Annotated in this window: 21 protein-coding genes and 1 pseudogene; 14 read left to right on the plus strand and 8 right to left on the minus strand. The window is 69.8% G+C overall.

Translation table 11 applies throughout. The features are described from left to right. Positions 1–385 precede the first annotated feature (385 nt). The 3 genes and pseudogenes from H4687_RS48400 to H4687_RS03500 form a co-directional block, all read left to right on the plus strand. Positions 386–904: pseudogene (locus H4687_RS48400) on the plus strand (alpha/beta hydrolase); the annotation flags it as partial. Positions 905–930: 26 nt separating this feature from the next. Then, complete coding sequence (locus H4687_RS47405; RefSeq protein WP_233443598.1) at positions 931–1485, plus strand: alpha/beta hydrolase family protein; 555 nt, start codon at positions 931–933, stop codon at positions 1483–1485. Between the two features lie 143 nt (positions 1486–1628). Beyond that, on the plus strand, positions 1629–3314 hold the full coding sequence (locus H4687_RS03500) for a ribonuclease J (protein ID WP_046915729.1): 1686 nt from the start codon (positions 1629–1631) through the stop codon (positions 3312–3314). 103 nt (positions 3315–3417) lie between these two features. On the opposite strand, the gene H4687_RS03505 is transcribed toward H4687_RS03500, so the two are convergent. Together H4687_RS03505 and H4687_RS03510 are read right to left on the minus strand one after the other, a co-directional pair. Beyond that, positions 3418–3621: a cold-shock protein gene (locus tag H4687_RS03505; RefSeq protein ID WP_046915770.1), complete on the minus strand. Its 204-nt coding sequence runs from the start codon at positions 3619–3621 to the stop codon at positions 3418–3420. An 891-nt stretch (positions 3622–4512) separates the two neighbouring features. Further along, positions 4513–4992, minus strand: coding sequence for an Lrp/AsnC family transcriptional regulator (locus tag H4687_RS03510; protein WP_225966583.1), 480 nt, complete (start codon positions 4990–4992; stop codon positions 4513–4515). A 101-nt stretch (positions 4993–5093) separates the two neighbouring features. On the opposite strand from H4687_RS03510, the gene H4687_RS03515 reads away from it, so the two are divergent. From H4687_RS03515 to H4687_RS03530, 4 genes are read left to right on the plus strand one after another with little or no spacing between them, the layout of a single operon-like run. Next, positions 5094–6485, plus strand: coding sequence for a pyridoxal phosphate-dependent decarboxylase family protein (locus H4687_RS03515; RefSeq protein WP_046915730.1), 1392 nt, complete (start codon positions 5094–5096; stop codon positions 6483–6485). Between the two features lie 44 nt (positions 6486–6529). Further along, positions 6530–7222: a hypothetical protein gene (locus H4687_RS03520; RefSeq protein WP_233443599.1), complete on the plus strand. Its 693-nt coding sequence runs from the start codon at positions 6530–6532 to the stop codon at positions 7220–7222. A 32-nt stretch (positions 7223–7254) separates the two neighbouring features. After that, positions 7255–7746, plus strand: coding sequence for a DUF2975 domain-containing protein (locus H4687_RS03525; protein WP_046915732.1), 492 nt, complete (start codon positions 7255–7257; stop codon positions 7744–7746). Then, complete coding sequence (locus tag H4687_RS03530; protein ID WP_046915733.1) at positions 7746–7967, plus strand: helix-turn-helix domain-containing protein; 222 nt, start codon at positions 7746–7748, stop codon at positions 7965–7967. Before H4687_RS03525 ends, H4687_RS03530 begins: the two co-directional genes overlap by 1 nt. Before the next feature lie 118 nt (positions 7968–8085). Here H4687_RS03530 and H4687_RS46165 read toward each other — a convergent pair whose 3' ends face one another. Beyond that, positions 8086–8718: a helix-turn-helix domain-containing protein gene (locus tag H4687_RS46165; RefSeq protein ID WP_225966584.1), complete on the minus strand. Its 633-nt coding sequence runs from the start codon at positions 8716–8718 to the stop codon at positions 8086–8088. A gap of 137 nt (positions 8719–8855) precedes the next feature. Between H4687_RS46165 and H4687_RS46170 the strand changes: the two genes are divergently transcribed. After that, complete coding sequence (locus H4687_RS46170) at positions 8856–9032, plus strand: hypothetical protein (RefSeq protein ID WP_225966585.1); 177 nt, start codon at positions 8856–8858, stop codon at positions 9030–9032. Positions 9033–9231: 199 nt separating this feature from the next. Then, positions 9232–9867 (plus strand): hypothetical protein, encoded by a 636-nt coding sequence (locus tag H4687_RS03540; protein ID WP_159026157.1) that lies wholly within the window; start codon positions 9232–9234, stop codon positions 9865–9867. A 72-nt stretch (positions 9868–9939) separates the two neighbouring features. Here the strand turns inward: H4687_RS03540 and H4687_RS03545 are convergent, their stop codons facing one another. From H4687_RS03545 to H4687_RS03555, 3 genes are all read right to left on the minus strand, one after another. Next, on the minus strand, positions 9940–10833 hold the full coding sequence (locus H4687_RS03545) for an RNA polymerase sigma-70 factor (protein WP_046915735.1): 894 nt from the start codon (positions 10831–10833) through the stop codon (positions 9940–9942). 67 nt (positions 10834–10900) lie between these two features. After that, positions 10901–12079 carry an NAD(P)/FAD-dependent oxidoreductase gene (locus H4687_RS03550; RefSeq protein WP_192781643.1) on the minus strand — a complete coding sequence of 393 codons (1179 nt, stop codon included), beginning with the start codon at positions 12077–12079 and terminating at the stop codon, positions 10901–10903. A 249-nt stretch (positions 12080–12328) separates the two neighbouring features. After that, positions 12329–12496, minus strand: coding sequence for a hypothetical protein (locus H4687_RS03555; RefSeq protein ID WP_159026158.1), 168 nt, complete (start codon positions 12494–12496; stop codon positions 12329–12331). A 16-nt stretch (positions 12497–12512) separates the two neighbouring features. On the opposite strand from H4687_RS03555, the gene H4687_RS03560 reads away from it, so the two are divergent. After that, on the plus strand, positions 12513–12740 hold the full coding sequence (locus tag H4687_RS03560; protein ID WP_046915737.1) for a hypothetical protein: 228 nt from the start codon (positions 12513–12515) through the stop codon (positions 12738–12740). Between the two features lie 125 nt (positions 12741–12865). Then, positions 12866–13039, plus strand: a complete 174-nt coding sequence (locus H4687_RS03565; protein WP_078907487.1) for a CsbD family protein — start codon at positions 12866–12868, stop codon at positions 13037–13039. Positions 13040–13153: 114 nt separating this feature from the next. Here H4687_RS03565 and H4687_RS03570 read toward each other — a convergent pair whose 3' ends face one another. Both H4687_RS03570 and H4687_RS03575 read right to left on the minus strand, forming a co-directional pair. Next, on the minus strand, positions 13154–13531 hold the full coding sequence (locus H4687_RS03570; protein WP_046915738.1) for a hypothetical protein: 378 nt from the start codon (positions 13529–13531) through the stop codon (positions 13154–13156). Continuing rightward, entirely contained in the window at positions 13531–13770 is a 240-nt protein-coding gene (locus H4687_RS03575) for a hypothetical protein (protein ID WP_005473974.1), read from the minus strand. The genes H4687_RS03570 and H4687_RS03575 overlap by 1 nt, the downstream gene beginning before the upstream one ends. Positions 13771–14009: 239 nt before the next feature. On the opposite strand from H4687_RS03575, the gene H4687_RS03580 reads away from it, so the two are divergent. The 3 genes from H4687_RS03580 to H4687_RS03590 all read left to right on the plus strand — a co-directional run bounded on the left by H4687_RS03580 (position 14010) and on the right by H4687_RS03590 (position 15478). Beyond that, complete coding sequence (locus H4687_RS03580) at positions 14010–14462, plus strand: hypothetical protein (protein ID WP_046915739.1); 453 nt, start codon at positions 14010–14012, stop codon at positions 14460–14462. A gap of 34 nt (positions 14463–14496) precedes the next feature. After that, the gene (locus tag H4687_RS03585; protein WP_046915740.1) at positions 14497–15063 is read left to right on the plus strand and encodes a hypothetical protein; all 567 of its coding nucleotides are present in this window, start codon (positions 14497–14499) and stop codon (positions 15061–15063) included. Positions 15064–15250: 187 nt separating this feature from the next. Next, complete coding sequence (locus tag H4687_RS03590) at positions 15251–15478, plus strand: hypothetical protein (RefSeq protein WP_046915772.1); 228 nt, start codon at positions 15251–15253, stop codon at positions 15476–15478. The last annotated feature ends 70 nt before the right edge of the window (positions 15479–15548 follow it).

Raw genomic sequence — 15548 nt, forward strand, 5'->3', positions numbered from 1 at the left:
CCCTGCGGCCACAGAGAGGACCACAGCGGCCAGGGACGGGCGGCTGCTGCCCGGGGGCCGCAGGGATACGGGGCCGCGGGGGCCGTCTGGTGGAGGCGGCCCCGAATGCCGGACGCGGCGGCCGTCAGAGCCGGGCTGCGGACCGACGTCCCCCGCAGAGCAGGGGATCAACACGGCGCGGGGTTCCGGAAGATGTCGGTGTGTCATGCGTTGCACGCACGACTCGAACGCACACCCCGGCGGGGTGAGGGGTCGAGCTTGTACCCCCCCATGAACCCGACCTGCCACGCCTGGCGCAGAACCGATTTCCTGGAGTCGCGCCTCGATCACGACACCACCGACCGTCGCGCTTCTCCCCCCACCGATCGAAGATGAGGTCCCCTCCATGGAACGTCGCAAAGCGCTCGGACTGATCGCCGCCACCGGCGCCGCCACCGCCTTCTCGGCCGCGCCCGCCTTCGGTGCGCAGGACGGCCGCGCCGCGGGCGCCACGGGACGGAGCAGGACCGCGACGAAGGGCGGCTACACCTTCGCGCTGGACAAGAACGTCAGGCGGACCTCGGTGCGGTTCACGAACCGCTACGGCATCGAGGTCGCCGCGGACCTCTACGTACCGAAGAACACCAGGGGCAAGCTGCCCGCCCTGGTGGTCAGCGGCCCGTTCGGCGCGGTCAAGGAACAGTCCTCGGGTCTCCACGCCAACGAGTTCGCCCGCCGCGGCTACGTCGCGCTCGCCTTCGACCCGTCCTTCACCGGGGAGAGCGGCGGCACGGTGCGCGACGTGGGCTCGCCCGACATCTACAGCGAGGACTACAGCGCCGCCGTCGACTTCCTCGGCCTGCGGAAGAACGTCGACCGCGAGCGGATCGGCGCGCAGGCCATCTGCGGCCTGAGCGGTATGGCGCTCACCGCGGCGGCCGTATCAAGGCGGTGGCCACGGCCTCGATGTACGACATGTCCCGCGGCCACGAGGACTACTACACGCGTGAGCAGCGCCAGAAGGTCGTGGACCACCTCAGCCGGCAGCGCTGGATCGACGCCGAGAACGGCACCTACGCGCGGCTCTCCCACGAGGTCCCCTTCGACGAGAACGGCGACGTCGCCCCCTCGAACCGCGTCCTGCCCAAGAGCCTCCCGGCGGACGCCGAGCCGATCACGAAGATCTTCTTCGACTACTACCGCACCGAGCGCGGCCACCACCCGCGCTCGATCAACTCCACCACCGCGCGGACCGCGACCACGCCGATGCCGTTCTTCGCCTTCCCGATGATGACGAACATCGACATGCTCGCGCCCCGCAAGGCCCTCCTGGTGGCCGGCGCCGACGCGCACTCCCGCTACTACTCCGAGGACGTCCAGAGGACGGCGCCCGAGAACATCGAGCTCGTGATCGTCCCGGGCGCGGACCACGTCGACGTGTACGACCGCAAGGACCTCATCCCCTTCGACAGGCTCGACACGTTCTTCACCGAGAACCTCGCCTGACCGCAAGCGCCCCCGACAGGCCACTACCACGCCCGGCCTGTCGGGGAGCCCTCACGGCGCAAGCGGCTTCCCCCGCCCCGTCGGAAGCGGAGAACACGGAGGCAGTGGATCATCCCCGTCCCGCTCTCCGGTAACGTCGGGGTATGAGTCATCCGCATCCCGACCTGAAAGCCGCCCCGCCCCTTCCCGAAGGAGGACTGCGGGTCACCGCCTTGGGCGGCCTGGGTGAGATCGGCCGCAACATGACGGTCTTCGAGCACCTTGGCAAACTGCTCATCGTCGACTGTGGCGTGCTGTTCCCCGAGGAGAACCAGCCCGGCGTGGACGTGATCCTGCCGGACTTCACTTCGATCCGGCACCGGCTGGACGACATCGTCGCCGTCGTCCTCACCCACGGGCACGAGGACCACATCGGCGCCGTGCCGTATCTGCTGCGCGAGCGGTCCGACATCCCCCTCGTCGGCTCCAAGCTGACGCTGGCGTTCGTGGAGGCCAAGCTCAAGGAGCACGGCATCCGCCCGCGCACGGTGCGAGTACGGGAGGGCGACCGGCGCCGCTTCGGGCCCTTCGACTGCGAGTTCGTGGCCGTCAACCACTCCATCCCGGACAGTCTCGCGGTCGCGATCCGCACCGGCGCCGGGATGGTGCTGCACACCGGCGACTTCAAGATGGACCAGTTCCCGCTCGACGACCGGATCACCGATCTGCGCGCCTTCGCCCGGCTCGGCGAGGAGGGTGTGGACCTGTTCCTCACCGACTCCACCAACGCCGAAGTGCCCGGCTTCACCACCTCCGAGCGTGAGTTGAACCCGGCGATCGAGCAGGTGATGCGCACCGCGCCGCGCCGTGTCATCGTCTCCAGCTTCGCCAGTCACGTGCACCGCATCCAGCAGGTTCTGGACGCCGCCCACCAGCACGGCCGCAAGGTGGCCTTCGTGGGCCGGTCCATGGTCCGCAACATGGGCATCGCCCGTGACCTCGGCTATCTGAAGGTCCCCTCCGGTCTGGTCGTGAGCACGAAGGAGCTGGAGAAGCTCCCGGACCACAAGATCACCATGGTGTGCACCGGCTCCCAGGGCGAACCGATGGCCGCGCTGTCCCGCATGGCCAACCGCGACCACATGATCCGGATCGGCAAGGGCGACACCGTCCTGCTCGCCAGCTCGCTCATCCCCGGCAACGAGAACGCCATCTACCGGGTGATCAACGGGCTCACCCGGTGGGGCGCCCACGTGGTCCACAAGGGCAACCCCAAGGTGCACGTCTCCGGGCACGCCAGTGCCGGCGAACTCGTCTACTGCTACAACATCGTCAAGCCCCGGCACGTCATGCCCGTGCACGGCGAATGGCGCCATCTGCGGGCCAACGGCGACCTCGCCATCCGGACCGGTGTCGACCCCGACCGGGTCGTCATCGCCGAGGACGGCGTCGTCGTCGACCTCGTCGACGGGCGCGCGTCCATCACCGGCAAGGTGCCCGCCGGCAACGTCTACGTGGACGGCATGGAAGTGGGCGGGGCCACCGAGGCCTCCCTCAAGGACCGTCTCACGCTCGCGGAGGAAGGCGTCGTCACGGTGGTGGCGATCGTCGACGCGGACACCGGCGCTCTCGCCGAGGCCCCCGACTTCCTGGCCCGCGGCTTCGTCCACGACGACACCACCTTCGAGCCGGTGATCCCCGTGATCGAGAAGACCCTGGCCACCGCGGCGGAGGAGGGCGTCGGGGACGCCCGCCAACTCGAACAGCTCCTCGCCCGCGCCGTGGCGAACTGGGCGTTCCGCACCCACCGCCGCAGGCCCCTCATCATCCCCGTCATCATCGACGCCTGAGCCTGCACAGCATCAGGGGCCGCGACAGCCATCGCTGCGCGGCCCCTGATCTGTTGGTGCGGAGCCGAGGCCCCGGACGACGTCGGCCGGTCGGGCCGGGAGGTCAGGCCGGGCTGATGTTCTCGGCCTGCGGGCCCTTCTGGCCCTGGGTGACGTCGAACGTCACGCTCTGGCCCTCCTGGAGCTCACGGTAGCCCGAGGAGTTGATCGCGGAGTAGTGCGCGAACACATCCGGGCCGCCGCCGTCCTGGGCGATGAAGCCGAAGCCCTTCTCCGCGTTGAACCACTTCACAGTTCCCGTTGCCATGTCTGATGCCTTCCGGTCGATGAACGCCTCCCACTCCATGTGGAAGACGGAGGTGATCGCCCTGGTCCCTGCGGCACAGCACAGCAAAACGCCTACGCCGAGAAGGCGCAGGCAGGAAGTAATTCCGAACCACGACAGCTGACGCTGACGCTACACGCCCACACGCCGCGTCACCATAGGAAGCGATCACGCCACACCCAGAGACCGTGCGCGGGTGCCCCCCGACGCGGACGCGCACATCGTCGTCATCGAGCCCGGCGTACGTGTCGTGCGCTGTCGTCGCACCTCGCGGTGGACACGTGGAGGGGCCCTGGTGCCTGTGGCACCAGGGCCCCGAAGGAACTGCTACACCATCCGCCGGTCCTGATGCACCGGCGCTCTGTTTCCGCGGACCCGACCTGCTTGCCGTCGGGGGCGCGGGGATCGCGGTTGCCTGACCGAAGACCACCTCACTATCGATGTCCTGCGGTACCCGGGTCCGGTACTGCCTCCCGGGCGATCCTGATGGCGTGGGGCTCCTCCGTTCTTCCCTCTTGATCAACTACTCACTTACGGATACTGCGACCTGCTGGTACTGCGCCACTGCTCTCGGCGGCCCCTGATCACCGCGGGCCACCCGGTCCGGTCGTCAGTCCCGTCGCCGTCCTGCAACCGCTCTGGCTTCGAAACTCCACCACCGCACCGTCCTGCCAACTGCGACTTCCGTACTGCTGCCCGGCAGTTCATGTCTGCCGGGCCTCGCTCGATCTCGGCTACGAGAGAAACCTTATCCACACCACCACCCAAAGTCTACTGTTGCTGACATAGATTTCGGCGCGCCCGGAGATGAGGTTCCGTGTCGCCCGCCGACGCGTGTTCCGTCGGCCGAAATCGAGGCCGTCGCCGGCCCGGTCAGGAGCCGGCGTGCCGCCGCAGCAGGGATCGGACGCTGAACGGCTGCACCTCCAGCAGGACGATGGTGGTGTTGGAACGGACGACACCCGGCGCTTCGAGCAGCAGGTTCGTGATGCGGTGCAGATCCTCGGTGTCGCGGGCGACGACGCGGGCGAGGAGGTCGCCGTCGCCGGTGGTGACGAGCAGCTCGACCACCTCGGGGATGCGCAGGATCGCCTCCTGGGTGGGCGCCCCCACGCGCTGGCTGATCGACATCGTGATCAGGGCCAGCAAGGGATGGCCGAGGGCCGCGGGGTCCACGCGCCGACTGGGCTCCCGCAGCCGTCCGCTCTCCTCAAGACGCTTCAGGCGGGCCTGCACGGTGTTACGGGCCAGGCCCAGCCGGTCGGCCAGGGCAATCGTGGTGGCCCGCGGATCCGCGTCGAGCGCCAGGAGGATACGGGCGTCGAGAGTGTCGAGGCCGTCGATGTTTCGCATGATGCCCATCTTCACACGCCACGCTCGGCCCACATTGAGCATTATGCTCATCTTCCTTCTCACATATTGCGCAGTTCGACCGGCCTTTCTAGGTTCATGCCATGCAAAAAGCTCAGAGTTCAAGCAGCTCGGCAAGGGACGCCTCGCACGTCGGCCCACGGCTGTGGGGTGACGAGGACGAGGTCGTGGCGACCGCCATGGGCTACGCGTGGCGGCGCATCATGCAGGCTCCCGACCAGGTGGCGAGTGCCCGCCCCGCCAAGGACCTCGCTGTCGCGGCCGGTACGGCCATCACCCCGCTGGGGATGGGTGGATCCGCGGCCCTCAGACTGTTCGACCAGGTCCTGGCACCCGCCACCCGCGCCCAGAACGGGCCGACGAACCTCGCGTACGTCCCCGCGGCGCCCACGCGCGCCGCACTCGCCTTCGAAGCGGTCACCGGTGCGGCGAACATCTTCGCGGGAACCTGGGAGTCGGGAGCCGGGGCCATCCACGCCGAGAACGAGGCGTTGAACTGGCTCACCCAGCTCATCGGATGGCCCGGTACCGCGGCGGGATGCTTCGTCAGCGGTGGCACCATGGGCAACCTCTCCGCCCTCATCACGGCCCGCGCCGCCGCCCAGGCCTCGCGGGGTCGGCCGGCGGACGGCTGGAAGATCGTGTGCGCCGACAGCGCGCATTCCTCCATCGGGTCCGCCGCCCGCGCCATGGACGTGGAGATCGTCACCGCTCCCGTGGACCGGCGGGGCCATCTCACCGGCTCCGCCGTGAACGCGGTCCTGGAGTCGACCCCCGGCGTCTTCGCCGTGGTGGCCACAGCCGGGACCACGAACGCCGGCCTGATCGACGACCTCGACGCCGTCGCCGACGCGTGCGCACGCCACCACGTGTGGCTGCACGTGGACGGCGCCTACGGCGGAGCGGGCCTGGCGGCGCCCAGCGTGCGGCATCTCTACACCGGCATCGAACGAGCCGACAGTTTCATCGTCGATCCGCACAAATGGCTTTTCGCGCCCTACGACTGCTGCGCACTCCTCTACCGGGATCCGGCCTCGGCGCGCGCCGCGCACAGTCAGTCGGCGCACTATCTCGACGCCATCGACCGCGACGCCCACAATCCGGCGGACCTGGCCCTGCACCTGAGCCGCCGTGCCCGCGGCCTGCCGTTCTGGTTCAGCCTGGCCGTCCACGGAACCGACCGGTACGCGCACGCGGTGGAACGGACACTGACGACCAGCCGCCTGGTCACCGACGCCATACGCCGGAGCGACCATCTACGGCTGACCATCGAACCCGAGTTGTCCGTCGTCCTCTTCGAACGGCCCGGTTGGAGCCCGCGGGACTACGCGGACTGGTCGGCGCGGGCCGCCGAAGCGGGCACCATCCTGTGCGTGCCGACACAGTGGAACGGCTCCACCGTCCTGCGTCTGGCCTTCGTCAACCCGGACACCGATGCGGACGACGTCATCCGCACACTCGAGACACTGCGCTGACTGTCAGAGACTTCCGGTTGGATGAGCGGGTGACTGTTCAAGACGTGGCTCGCCGGTTCCCCTCCCTCGCCGATCTGCATCGCCTGTGCCGCTCACCGGCGATGCTCGATGCGATCCTGAGCCCCGACCGGGACGGCCGGTACCACTCCTTCGACGCCGGCTGGGCCGAGGGCGATGAGATGGCCTCGATGCACGACGGGTCGGGGGACGAGTACTCCATCGTGTTCTCGGCAGACGGCGCGTACGTCCGGGGCTTCGCCCACGAATCGCCGATGAGCCCGTACGGCCAGGACCACGAGCCGTGGCCGGGAGTGCTCGACGACGTCCCTGAGGTCTTCAGGGCCTACGTCGAGGAACCGGCGTTCACCGACGAGGACAACGTCCCCGTCGTGACGGCCTGCCTGTGGCGGAGGGCGGCGGACGATCGGTGGCAGCACGGCACGATCGACTTCCCCGTGGGAACTGCCGACCCCGACGGATCGGCGGGGCCGTTCGCGCTCCTGGTCGACCGTACTCCCGAGGCGTACCGGCGTTTCGCCGAGGATCACTACGAGGTTCCCGCGGATCTGGAAGCGGTACGCCAGGTGTACGCCTTGCGGCCGCTGAGCCCGACCCTCGTGTCGGCGCTGAACCCGGCGCGCACGCTCGCGGACCTGGCCGAGGACATCGCGGAGATCGCTTATCCGCAGCCGGGAGCGGACGCGCACCCCCTTGCTTCACCTATCGAGATTCGATAGATTCCCATCGCAACTCGATGGGAGGACAGGTCATGGGAAAACTGACCGTGGGTGCGCTGCGCGCCGTGCTCGTGGTGGTGCTCGTCGGCACCGTGTTCGTGCAGGTGTCGATGGTGTGGACGCTGATCAGCGGGAACGACCCGGAGGACGGCTCGCTCCCGCTGACCCCGCTGCGCGTGATCACGATCATGGGCATGGTGGCCGCCCAGGTCGTCCTGGTCTGCGTGTGGCGCCTGGTGACGATGGTGCGACGCGGGACCGTCTTCTCCGACGCCGCCTTCCGGTACGTGGACGTCGTGATCGGCGCGATCGTGGCGGCCGCGCTCCTGTGGTTCGCGGTCACGGCCCTCAACGCGCCGGGCCAGCGCGACGACCCGGGCGTCAGCGTCATCATGGCCGGGATCGGCGTGGCCATCCTCGGTGTCGCGCTCCTCGTGCTCCTGCTGCGGATGCTGCTCGCCCAGGCTGTCGCGCGCGACGTCGCGGCGACGCGGATGCAGGCCGAGCTGGACGAGGTGATCTGATGCCGATCACCGTCGACATCGACGTGATGCTGGCCAGGCGGAAGATGTCCGTGGGCGAACTCGCGGACCGCGTAGGGATCACGCCCGCCAACCTTGCGGTGCTCAAGAACGGCCGCGCCAAGGCCGTGCGCTTCGCGACACTCGCCGCACTGTGCGAGGTACTCGACTGCCAGCCGGGCGACCTGCTGCGCTGGGAGGCCGAGGACACCGCGAGCGGATGACCCACCTGCGCCGGAGGCGGATGTCCCACCTGCCCCGGGGACGGCGTGGAAGCGCCCGCCCCCATCGCCCGAGAAGTCAGACGTCAGAAATCAGAGATCAGAAGTCAGGAGTCAGGAGTCAGAGGGTGCCGGGCGGGCGGCTCGGGGGCGTCGGCGTCATCGCCTCCGCTCGGGCCTCGCTCGGGGTGAGGCCGATTCGGGAGCGGAAGAGTCGGGCGAAGTGGGCCTGGCCGGAGAACCCCCACCGGTGGGCGACGTCGGCGATCGTGGTCTGGCGCGCCCCGGGCCCGGTGCGTTGCCGGTGTGCCCCGGTCAGGGCCGTTCCGTGATGTGCCGTGCCGTGCCGTGCCGGAGACCTTCCGGTCGGCTCGAAGATCCGTCCCAGGTGCCGTACCGAGATGCCCATGATCCGGGCCACCTGTGCGCTCGCCAGAGCGGGGTCGTGCAGATGCCGGTCGATGTAGTCCTGCGCCACGATGAGCTGGGAGCGGCGGCCTTCCGACACCGGCCGCCCTCCCGTGCGCTCGTCGGCGAGTCGCCCGAGCAGGTCCAGCACCGCTCCCTCGGCGTCGGCGGGGACGTCCGGCCCGCCGGGCGGTGCGGCCACCCTGCCGAGCAGTGCGCCCAGCGCGGCCACGAGCGCGCCCTCGCGCGCCGCGTGCCGCCCGAACAGCATCGGGCCGGGCAACCCGCTTCCCGCACACACCTCGGCGAACAGATGACGCGGCACGTCCACGAGGATCTGCCGCATGGCGGAGGAGAACCCGAACAAGATAGGGCCTGCGCGTGTCGTAGAGGCACAGCTCGCCCGCCGTGGCCGCGAGGCAGCCGTTCTCGTGCAGGAACACCGCCTTCCCTCTGAGCAGCAGGGTCGCGAACACCGAGTCCTTGGGCGCCGACCGGACCGTCTGCGGGCTGCGCTCGATGGCGTGGGCGTTGCCGGTGATCTCGGCGAGCCGCAGACCGCCCAGCTCGATGTCGGTCTGGCTGGCCAGCAGGCCCCGCTCGGAACAGGAGGTGCAGGACAGGCCCACCAGCGCCCTGCGGTTGCAGTCCTCCCAGTAGTGGATGCGTTCGGCGGGTGCGATGTGCTCGGTGGTGGCTCGGGAGATCACGGAGGGCGCGGACATGTGACCCCCTGGTGTCGCCACGCTTGTCGGGGGCTCAGCGTAGGGGACCGTCACACGGCCGGGTAGCCCCGTCCACGGGGGCTCCCCCGCCCGTGACTTACGTCGCGCGGACGACCGGCGGCATGATGACCGGCATGGATGTGGTGAGGGACCTGTGGTCCAAGGAGTTTCTGTCCGCCATGGCGGGTGTCGTCGTCGGCGGGCTCGTCACCTTCTTCGTGGCGATGTACCAGGCCCGGAAGTCCCTGGAGGCCCTGCGGATCCAGGGTGAGGAAGCCCGCAGGCTCGCCAAGGAGGACAGGGAGGCGGTCCATGCCCGGGAGGCCGGGATGCTGATCATGGACCTTCTGCTGGCCCAACGCTCGGGCCTGAAGGAGCACGGAACGGAGGAGGACTGGCTGGAGGAACAGGGCCCGGTGATCGACCGCATCCGGTCGTACACCCGCATCCTCCCCGAGGGGAGACACCGCACGTTCCTCCTGGACCTCTTGAAGGACCTGAAGCGCAGACGCCCCGCCGGCTATCACGAGGTGGCGTTCAAGAACGACAAGGTGAAGGTGGCCAACGCCGCCCTGGTCGTGATCGGTTCGCACATGAACGGTGAGGACGTGACGGGCGGTGCCCAGCTGGCCGAGATGCGACGTGCGTGGGACAGGGCGGCCGAGGAGGCCCACAACCGGATGATCGAGGCAATGGAGAACGAGCCTCCCCCGGACGACTGGGAGAACGACGCCGGTCCTCGTCAGAGCAGCCCGTCGCCCTCCTCCTGAGGCTCGTCCGGTTACGGAGGCAAGTCGGCCCGGGCGTCCGCGCGTTGGGCCGGGTCTCCGCGTGCGGACGCTTCAGGGGGCCGCCTGTCCGTTGTCGGTGGTCAGCCCGCCGAGCTTGTCGGGGTTGACCTGGAACCACAGGTTCTGGATGCGGCCGTCGACGAGGTCGAAGGTCAGGGCGCCGACGGTGGTCCCGTCGAGGGTGGCGAGCACACCCAGTTCGCCGTTGATGACGGTCGGCTCCATGACCAGAGCGGCCAGTTCGGGCTTGGCCAGGAAACCCACGAGCCAGCGCGCAACGCGGTCGACGCCGTTGACAGGTCGGCGTGCGGCGGTGACCTTGCCGCCGCCGTCGGACCAAGCGGTGACCTCGGGGGCGAGCAGCTCCATAACGGCGTTCAGGTCGCCGCCCGCGCACGCCTTCAGGAACTGGGTGGTCACCTGTCGGCGTCTGGCCTGGTCGGCGTCGAAGCGGGGACGGCGGTCCTGTACGTGTCGGCGGGCGCGGTGGGCGATCTGACGGACCGCCGGTTCGGGGCGGTCGAGGGTCTCGGCGATCTCCGCGTGCGAGTAGCCGAAGACCTCGCGGAGCAGGAAGACGGCGCGTTCGACGGGACTGAGGGTTTCCAGGACGACCATCATTGCGGTGGAGATGGTGTCGGCCAGTTCGCTCTCCACGGCGATGTCGGGAGAGGTCAGCAGGGGCTCGGGGAGCCAGGGGCCGACGTAGGTCTCGCGGGTGGCCCGTGCAGAGGTGAGGCGGTTCAACGAGAGGTTGGTGACCGTGCGCACCAGATACGCCTTGGGGTGGCGGACCGCGTCACGATCCGCGCTGTTCCAGCTCAGCCAGGTGTCCTGGAGGACGTCCTCGGCGTCCGTGACACTGCCCAGCATGCGGTAGGCGGTGGCGAACAGCAGTCGGCGGTGCTCGGTGTACGGGTCCTTCTCGGCCCTGGCGTCGATCACCGGTGCATGCTGCCAGCGCCGTGATCCGGTTGCAAGGGCACGACCACGGCGCCGGTGGCCGGGCCCGTCATACCGCGGGGTCGCGGGTGGCGCGTCCGCCCCTGGAGACGACGGTGGTGACGTTCATGCGCTTGCTCAGCCGGTATGTCGTGAGCGGGCTGCCGCTGACCATCTCCTTGTAGGCGACGGCGCCGCGGCCTGTGAGATGGATGCGGCGGGGTGTTTCGTCGGCCTTGGTGAACTGGATGACCGCGTCGCGGCGGCCGAGGCTGACCGGCTGGTGGAAGTAGCCGAAGCGGAACGGCTTGACGGCCCGGCCGCGCACCAGCCGTGCGATGGTGTCGGCGGTGTACTGGGCGGTGGGCAGACCGCTCTGGCAGGTGCCGTGGAGCTGTCCCCAGCCCAGGCGTACGGCGGCCGCGTCGCCGATGGCGTGGATCTCCGGGTGGGACACCGACCGCAGGGTGGCGTCGACCAGGACGAGACCGCGCTCGTCCGTGGCGATCCCGGCTTCGGCGGCGAGCGCCGGCACTTTGACGCCGGTGGTCCACAGACAGGCGTCGGAGCGGACGAGTCTGCCGTCGTCCAGCCCGACGGCGTCGGGGAGCACCTTGGTCACACGGGCGCCGGTCTCCAAGGTGACGCCGAGGCGGTCCAGGGCGCGGTGCAGGTACGCGCGAGCCTTGGCGCCCATCATGCCGCCGGGCTCGTCAAGGCTGATCAGCGTGACGTGCAGGCCGGGGTGGCTCTCGGCGATCTCGGTCGCGGCCTCGATGCCGGTCAGGCCGCCGCCGCAGACGGTGACCGTGCCGGCGAAGGTGGCGACCTCGGTGAGGCGTGCGGCGAACCGGCCGGCGATCTCCGGGTTGTTGAGGGTGAACGCGTGGGTGTCGACGCCCGGGACCGTGCCGGTGTCGGTGGAGCTGCCCAGCGCGTAGACGAGCGTGTCGTATCCGAGGGTCTCGGCGCCGTCGAGGGTGATCCGCCGGGCCTCGGGGGCGATGGCGGTGACCGTGCCCTGGACGAACGAGACGCCGGTCCCGGCGAGCAGGTCGGGAATCCGATGCTCGGCCAGTTCCTGCCCGGCGGCGATCTGGTGCATCCGCAGCCGCTCGACGAACCGGCACGACGCATTGACCAGAGTGATCTTCACCCCGGCCCGGCGGGTGCGGCGGGCCAGCCGGATGGCGCTGAACATGCCCGTGTAGCCGGCGCCGAGGACGACGATGTGATGGCCCTTGCTCATCTCGGTCTCCCAAGGTCGGGCACCGGCTTCGGTGCCGGTGACGTCCATGGGACAAGCGACCCGCGCCGGACGTGACAGGCCACCGATGTGAGCCACATCACAGCCCCTGGTCTGACCGTCGGCGCCCGCACGGCGAGGCACGCCGGGCCGCGAACTCACCGTTCACCGCGGTCCGGCCGCGGGCTGCTCCCCCGGCACCTCGATCGACCGTTTGGGCCCGCGATGCCGTCCGGGTCCCGAACGGGCGGCTCAGGTGCCCGCGACCGTCACCCCTTCCTGGGCCGCCTCCCCGATGGCCTCCATGACCTCCTCCACCTCGGCCGACGACGTCGTGAGGGACGGCAGGAGCTTCAGGACGTGGCCGAGGCCGGAGGTCCCGGGGATGACCGACGCACGGAAGAGGGCTTGCCGGACCACGGACGCCAGAGCGGGCGTGGCGAAGCGCAGACCACTCATCCGAGGCCTCGCGGGTGCCGACGGTCGGCCGGGGCAGGGTGCGACGCACGACGGCTTCTCCGAGCTCGGCGGCGACTCCCTGTTCGCGGTCCGCATCGGCGCCGCCCTGCGCTCGCGCGGCCTGCCGTCGCTACGGCTGCGGGAGCGGTACCCGCACCCACCGATCCACGGCATGGTCGAAAGCCTCACGTCCACGCCCCTGTGAGCCGGCCCCACGCACGCCATCGGGGCTTCCGGATCCGCGCTCGCGCCGAGCCGTGTTTGGGCGCCCCGCTGAGGGCTACTTGCCGTAGTGACACCGAGGTCCGAGCTGTCAGGGAGTGATGAACGGTGGCACGAGACCAGAAGGCCAAGGCGAAGAAGGAAGAGGTCAAGGGCAAGGCCAAGGAAGCGACGGGCCGTGCCCTGGGCAACGAGAAGATGGAGGCCGAAGGCCGCGGCGGCCAGGCGAAGGGCGACGCCCGCCAAGCCAAGGAGAAGGCGAAGGACGTCTTCCGGCACTGACGAACGGCACCCCCTGGACGGACCCCCGCCGACCCGCGGGGGTCCGTCGGCTGCCCCCTGTCCGCCCCGCGCCGCGGTACGCGCAGGCAGAACGGCTACGCCGTCGCAGTCGTGTCAGGTGGCGGTGGGCCAGGTTCGCAGCAGGGCGGCGATCTTCCCGGCCGTACAGGTGGGGTCGAGGAGCAGATCCTTGAGGGCGACGGCATCCTCGCGGGTCGGCTTGACGGTCGTCCCGGCCGCTTCGAGGTACATGACGCCGGTGGCGGCGGCGACAGCCATGTTCGAACGCTCCAGCCAGCGGCACCGGCCGAGGGTGTGCACCAGAGCGGCGGCCTTGGCGTAGCGGCCGTCATAGACGGGCTGCTCGAACAGCTCGGCCCGATGGCGGGCCACCGCCGAGATCGGGACGCCGTAGTCGTCAGGCGCCGGATCGTTCGCCCCGGCGGCCTCGGCGACCTGCAGAATCCAAGGAACGTCGATATGCAGGTCCATCAGGCGGCGCGCGCTCCCCGAGGCGTCTGCTGCGCGTCCTCGGCCTCGTCGAAGACCGCCTGGTGTTCGGCCAGGAAGCGGGCGGCCGCCTCCACCCCACGGGCCCGCAGACCACTGGCGTCTTCCTGCACCAGACGGGCGAGGTAGTCCCCGATGCTCAAGCCCAGGTCCGCGGCACGCCGCTTCGCGAGATCCGCCACGTCCTCATCCACGCGCGCGCCCAGCTGCTTCTTCGCCATGCCAGCATGGTAACAGCTGTTACCGCGATGTGGCCGGGAAGGCGGCAGTCAGGGAAGCGCACGACGCAGCACCCGGCCCACCGGACACCCTCGGCCCGAGCGACGGGTCCCTCCCTGTCGGCAACTCCCCCACCCCGGCGGTCACTTCGTGACCCCCGCACCTGCGGAACCGTTTCGCCGGGCACCGTGTCCTCCTTCGCGGAAGGTGGTTCCGCGCCGCGGGACCACCGGTGAGGGGGATGACCATGGGGCAGATACGCGAGGGAGCACGGTGGGGGGCCTGGGCCGTCGGCGGAGTCATCGGCCTGGCGGTGCTGTACGTCATCGGCGCGTTCGCCTTCGGCGGCGCGGCCTGGATCACCGCGCCGTTCCGGGGGGAGGCCGGCGAGCGCGAGAACACCGTCGGCTCCGGCGAGTTCCGTCAGAGCACGTACGAGGAGTTCTTCCAGCTGTGCGAGGCCGCGCAGAACGCCGAAGGGACGATCCAGGCGCTCAAGGAGGAGCGGAAGTCCGCCACCGGGACGCGCACGGCGCAGATCGACCAGTCGATCACCGCGCTGAAGGCCACGCGGATCGAGTCGGTCAACGACTACAACTCCAAGGCCGCCCAGGAGCACCGCGCCCCCTTCCGCGACAAGGACCTGCCGTACCGGCTGGACGCCGACGCCGAGCGCACGACGTGCACCCACTGATCCGCATCTCATCCAGGGAAGAGGGCAGCACCGCATGAAGAGGTTCGCACGCATGGCCCGGGCCACCGTCATCGCGCTCGTTGTGGGCCTCGCCCTGACGTCCTGCACCGACGACTCCAGCCAGGACAAGGAGAACGAGGCCAAGCAGGAGAACTACGACCACCTCGTCGCCCAGCAGCCTGCGGGCCGCATGGAGTATTCGCCGACCCGCGAGGCGATCAACCAGTGGATCAAGACGTGGGGCAAGCGCGGGAAACTCTCGTACGTCTACATCCAGAACGCCAACGGCGAGTACGGGTACTTCGTCATGAAGGGTCTGCCGGTGCCGCGCTGCAAGATGCTCACTCCGACGGAGAAGGTGGAGTCCTCCTCCAACGGCATCGCGGTCCTCGCCCAGCCCGGCATGGACGGCACCTACACATCAGGCTCCACCTGCAACGCCTACTACGGCTTCGACGCCACGACGGGCGCGTACATGGAGTTCACGGTCGGCACGAACCAGTCGTTCTTCCTGTTCGACAAGCCCATGACGATGCCGGAGTACGCCAGCGCCAAGCAGTTGGGGCCGACTTCGGTGAAGGACGTCGAGAAGCGGCCCTGAGCGGTTGGGGCCGCGGAAGGAGCGCCGGCCCCGCGGCCCGTCGAGTGCGACGGGTACGCAGGCACGCACTCTCGCCCGGCAGAAGCCCGGAGCTGACACACCGCGCCCGCCGCTGCACGTCATCGGGCCGGGCGTGGGCCGATTCACCGTGGCATGCTGTGGCGGGATGCTGATGGGGGAGGATGCCATGACCGATACGCCGCTGACGCACAAGCAGGCGCTCTCTGCGGTGATTCTGGCGCTGGGGGGCATGTGGGACACGCAGCGCGCCGCGCTGGCTCTGCGGGTGGCCGGGCACGAGCCGAAGGACCAGGAGGCCGCGGAGAAGGCGGCCCGCACCCATCTCCGCGCCTTGGCCGAGGACGGGGTCATCGTGCGACCGGACCCGGGAGAGGCCGTGTATCGACTCCCGTGACCGTCGCGGTGTGAGCCCCGCCACCTGCTCCCGCCCCGTGCGCGGGCCCGCCCTCGGCCGCGTCACGCGC

The sequence above is a fragment of the Streptomyces stelliscabiei genome, from assembly GCF_014873495.1.
In the GTDB taxonomy this organism is placed as follows: domain Bacteria; phylum Actinomycetota; class Actinomycetes; order Streptomycetales; family Streptomycetaceae; genus Streptomyces; species Streptomyces bottropensis.

Bases quoted from the DNA above. Each gene is read 5' to 3' on its own strand.
- H4687_RS03500 (WP_046915729.1), top strand. From the start codon at position 1,629: ATGAGTCATCCGCATCCCGACCTGAAAGCCGCCCCGCCCCTTCCCGAA.
- H4687_RS03505 (WP_046915770.1), bottom strand. From the start codon at position 3,621: ATGGCAACGGGAACTGTGAAGTGGTTCAACGCGGAGAAGGGCTTCGGC.
- H4687_RS03510 (WP_225966583.1), bottom strand. From the start codon at position 4,992: ATGCGAAACATCGACGGCCTCGACACTCTCGACGCCCGTATCCTCCTG.
- H4687_RS03515 (WP_046915730.1), top strand. From the start codon at position 5,094: ATGCAAAAAGCTCAGAGTTCAAGCAGCTCGGCAAGGGACGCCTCGCAC.
- H4687_RS03525 (WP_046915732.1), top strand. From the start codon at position 7,255: ATGGGAAAACTGACCGTGGGTGCGCTGCGCGCCGTGCTCGTGGTGGTG.
- H4687_RS03530 (WP_046915733.1), top strand. From the start codon at position 7,746: ATGCCGATCACCGTCGACATCGACGTGATGCTGGCCAGGCGGAAGATG.
- H4687_RS46165 (WP_225966584.1), bottom strand. From the start codon at position 8,718: ATGCGGCAGATCCTCGTGGACGTGCCGCGTCATCTGTTCGCCGAGGTG.
- H4687_RS03540 (WP_159026157.1), top strand. From the start codon at position 9,232: ATGGATGTGGTGAGGGACCTGTGGTCCAAGGAGTTTCTGTCCGCCATG.
- H4687_RS03550 (WP_192781643.1), bottom strand. From the start codon at position 12,079: ATGAGCAAGGGCCATCACATCGTCGTCCTCGGCGCCGGCTACACGGGC.
- H4687_RS03570 (WP_046915738.1), bottom strand. From the start codon at position 13,531: ATGGACCTGCATATCGACGTTCCTTGGATTCTGCAGGTCGCCGAGGCC.
- H4687_RS03575 (WP_005473974.1), bottom strand. From the start codon at position 13,770: ATGGCGAAGAAGCAGCTGGGCGCGCGCGTGGATGAGGACGTGGCGGAT.
- H4687_RS03580 (WP_046915739.1), top strand. From the start codon at position 14,010: ATGACCATGGGGCAGATACGCGAGGGAGCACGGTGGGGGGCCTGGGCC.
- H4687_RS03585 (WP_046915740.1), top strand. From the start codon at position 14,497: ATGAAGAGGTTCGCACGCATGGCCCGGGCCACCGTCATCGCGCTCGTT.
- H4687_RS03590 (WP_046915772.1), top strand. From the start codon at position 15,251: ATGACCGATACGCCGCTGACGCACAAGCAGGCGCTCTCTGCGGTGATT.